This window comes from Methanosarcina sp. MSH10X1, from assembly GCF_004099695.1.
In the GTDB taxonomy this organism is placed as follows: domain Archaea; phylum Halobacteriota; class Methanosarcinia; order Methanosarcinales; family Methanosarcinaceae; genus Methanosarcina.
This window is the reverse complement of the sequence record NZ_SCHL01000039.1, coordinates 1-3,993: the sequence shown is the minus strand read 5'-3', so window position 1 is coordinate 3,993 and position 3,993 is coordinate 1. Positions and strand designations below refer to the sequence as shown.

3 protein-coding genes are annotated in these 3,993 nt (G+C 44.2%); all 3 read right to left on the bottom strand.

Annotation, left to right across the window (positions count from 1 at the left end):
- Positions 1–1,782 (bottom strand): cache domain-containing protein (locus EQO05_RS15170; protein WP_128507948.1); only part of this gene is annotated, 1,782 nt, incomplete at its 3' end.
- Positions 1,783–2,197: 415 nt separating this feature from the next.
- Positions 2,198–3,643 carry an APC family permease gene (locus EQO05_RS15165; protein ID WP_128507946.1) on the bottom strand — a complete coding sequence of 482 codons (1,446 nt, stop codon included), beginning with the start codon at positions 3,641–3,643 and terminating at the stop codon, positions 2,198–2,200.
- A gap of 268 nt (positions 3,644–3,911) precedes the next feature.
- Positions 3,912–3,992 (bottom strand): hypothetical protein, encoded by an 81-nt coding sequence (locus EQO05_RS15160; protein WP_255420870.1) that lies wholly within the window; start codon positions 3,990–3,992, stop codon positions 3,912–3,914.
- Position 3,993 lies beyond the last annotated feature (1 nt).

Here is a 3,993-nt window from a genome sequence, read left to right as displayed (position 1 = left end):
TTCGTCAACCCAGCGGATATCGCCCGATTTTGTGAGAATCCGGTATTCCGAGGTATAATCCGAACAGCCGGCTTCGACGTGCATCTTAAGTTCGGCAGCCATCCTTTCCACATCTTCGGGATACACGATGTCTTTATAGAGAATCCTGTTTGAGGTAAAATCTTCAACCCGGTAATCCAGCCTGGCAATATTCTCCGAAACGAATTCGATTGGCCAGCCCTCCTCGTATTTCCACAAAAAGACGATTACAGGGCTGTTATTAATTACCAGTTCCAGCTCCTCTTTACGCCGGTTAGACTGCTCAAGTTCGGCTGCGTAGTCGGTAAGAGCCTGTTCGGTTTCCTTTCGCTCGGTTGTTGCCCTGTCAAGGAAACATCTGGCGTCTTCTATTCCTTCCGTAAGCAGCTTGAAATCCCCCTTCCCGTGTACACGGATCTGCCGCTTAAAATTATTTTGCTGGAATGCGGTAAGGACTGTATTTGAATCGTCAATTATCCGGTTCAGGTTTCCGGAGAATTTATCAAGTGTATCCCCGAGCTCCCTGAATTCTCCCTGCATATCCACGCAAACCCGCTCTTTCAGTTCCCCCTGAGAAAGCGCATTGGTTACCCTCATTGTCTCGCGGATAGGAACAATAACGGCATTAAGAATCTCATTCAAGCCGACTGGAATCTCACGGAAATCAATATCTACATTCGTATCTGCCCTTACGCCAAGTTCACCCCTGACAGCGTCACTGGCAATCGTTTTGAAATCCCCAACAATTTTATCTATAGAGCCCGTAACGGATCTGGCAATCATATATGCAAGGGCAGCCATGAACAGGATTGAAATTGCAGAAATAACAAGAAGCCTGTTCCTGAGATTGGAAACGCCTGCAAGCATTTCCTCTTTCGGGATTACAAGCATAAAAGCGAATTTACCTGTCTCAACAGGTTCATAGAACATTACCACTTTTTTACCTGTTGTCGGGTCTACTGACTCCAGATGTCCCCCTATTCCTCTCCGTATATCGGATGCGGCTTTCCGGATTTCCTCTCCTTCAAAATCGTAGAGGTTTTTCTTTCCTATCCACTCCTTATGCGCAGGATGGGAAAGCAGAATTCCGGTATTGCTTACCATGAAAGCATATCCCGTATCAAAAGCCCGAACCTTGCTTACCGCCTCATCCAGATACTCAAGAGAGATATCAACCCCTCCTACTCCGGAAAATTCCCCATCTTTAAAAATAGGGGAAACATAACTTACCATAAAAACCCCCTCATAAAAGTAAGGTTCCGTTAGCACGTCACTTTTCATCTCCTTCGGGAGCTGGTAGTAATCCGCCCGGTCATAGTGCAGCAGAGGCTCAATCGTGATGTTTCCGTTTATCCTGTTACAGTAAGGGATAAACCTGCCGGTTGTATCGTGGGCAGGGGCATTCGTGTATTCCGCATCTCTTCCATCAAAAGCCCCGGGCTCAAAAGCGACATAGGTTCCGAGAAGCTCAGGATTTTTGAGAAGCTGGTTTTCAAGAATTTTGAGTACCTCCTCCCTATCGGCTTCGCTGTAAGCTCCCATAGTTCCGGAGATCGTTCTTGCAATAGCCTGATTGGCTTTCATATCCCCATCAAATTTATTTGCATAACTGGAAGCCATCTCAATCGACTGCTCATAAGCGAGCTTTTCCTCCTGCGCCGTAACCGTAGAAATTATAATAGCTGTCGAAACTGTGAGGATAAGAAAAACCCCAAGCACGATGTAAAGAATCAGTCTGGTCCTCAGCGGAGTATCGTCGAGCATCGCTAAACCTCATTTCCAGCCAGATCAGGTTATTTTGCTTAGAATAAAAAGGAATTAAAAGGAATTAGAAGGAATTAAATTTCAACCGTAACAACATATTGAATTTTATAAAATCATATTCAATACAAACAACTTATTGTAAAAATAACAGGTTATCTAAACATTTTATATTATTATAAATATTTTATATTATTATAAATATTTTATATTATTATAAATATTTTATATTATGATAAATATTTTAGATTATTATAAATATTTTATATTATTATAAATATTTTATATTATGATAAACATAATAAGTTATTATAGACATTTTATATTATGATAAAAATAAACATGCAGTTTCCGGACAGGATAAATTATTTCCAGTAACCACATGTTTTCAAATCTCTTTTTACATCTGTAAAACACATTAGATTGCGGATTCGCCCGGGAGAGAATTCTCCTTATCTAAAGCTGCCCTGTTTTCATTCTGGGAATAATACCACAGAGGCAGATAGAGAGTAAGCACAACAAAACCTACGATTGTTGAAGTCCAGCCTACCTCAAGGCTGTTAAGGTATACTATTCCGATCAGGCAGAGAGGCAGGTTAAAGAGCCCGAAAAGAAAGGCTACATATTGCCAGCCTCCGGGAGCTTTGAACGGCCTTTCTAGTTTTGAGAATTTCGGGTCACTTTTTGCCTTGACATATGCGAGCAGACTTATCCCGTTAGCGCAGACATAACCAATTGCCGATGCTGCTACTATAGCTGCGGGGGTTCCAAGGCAGATGAAACCCATGTTCAGGAGGGCAATGACGATCATTGCGTTGACAGGAGTTCCGTGACTATTCATTTTTCCAAAGAATCCCGGCAGATTTCCTTCTTCAGCCATGGAGTACATAGCCCTTGAAGCTCCGAGAAAGGCTGTCTGGATGATAAGAATCATTGCCGCGATCAGCATGAAGATGGTGAGAGACCCGCCTATGGGACCAAGAGTCATCTGAGCTATAGGCAGCATGGGAGAGAACGGTTCAGCCAGGATTCCTTCAATCCCAAGAGCTCCGGTACAGGCTGCCTGGACAAGAATAAATGTCACAAGGCAAATAGCACCACAAATAAAGAGGGCTTTTGGGACATCGGATTTTGGCTGTTTATATTCTGGCCCGTAAATTGCTGCGGTTTCCCAGGCGCAGGCACTCCATTGAGCCATTGCGAAAAGCCCCAGCAGAACCAGGATATGCTCTATGTCCCAGCTCCAGTCTGTGGGAAGCCAGGCTCCGGTAATATTGCTAAGCTCAAAGTGCCCGGTTGCAAAGGGAGCCAGGGAGATAATGATGAGTGGGGCAAGTGAAAGCACGGCAAGAATGTACCCGAGGGATGCCCCGCCCGAGAGCCCGCGATAATTGACAAGAATAAGAAGCACGAATACAACTGCGCCGGACGCGAGATAAATAGCAAGGTCAGGCACGCCTGCGAATGCAGGAATCAGGCCTTTTAGATAACTTCCGATCAAAATTGAATAGATTGCAAGGACCGGATTCCAGGCAAACCAGTAGCTCCAGGCGCTGAAGCCTCCAAGCAGCTTACTGCGGTCATACCGGATGGTTGCGTCCCGGCTCGTAAAAACGCTCTGGGCGTATCCGGGAAGCCCGGAGGCTTTCGGGAACATTGTGGCAAGTTCTCCGTAGGCAAAATTTTGCATGAAACCCTGAAAGACCGATAATGCCCAGATAATAATTGCAAAAGCCCAGACATAGTTTGCGAAATATCCTATGGACGGCAGGATCAGCACAGGAACCCCCAGGGCAATTGCAAGCCCCTGTTTCCAGTCGATTGTTCGCTGAAGCCCCCCGTTTTCATTGTTTTCGTCGCTCATTTTCAAGCACACTCCTGTATTACTTTTTAACAACAACTGACGATTCACACAGCTCTTGCAGCACGAATTGACTCATAAAAGCCTGCAAACGGAGAAAGCGGAGAAATCCTGGAGAAATCTTATCTATTTCCAGGGATATTGTCAAGAAATTTTTCACGGAACATTTCCGTGAAAAATTTTCCGGAAATATCTCATGAAACACCCTGGAATAACTTATGGGAGATCTTCACCCGCTCTTCCTTGCTTTGCAGTTATTTCGAAGTTTTTTTTATGCTATCTGTCTTCTGAAGGTGTTGCAGGAGTTTATCTTTATATCGAGCAGTTTTTCGATATTCATCTTTGCAGCAATA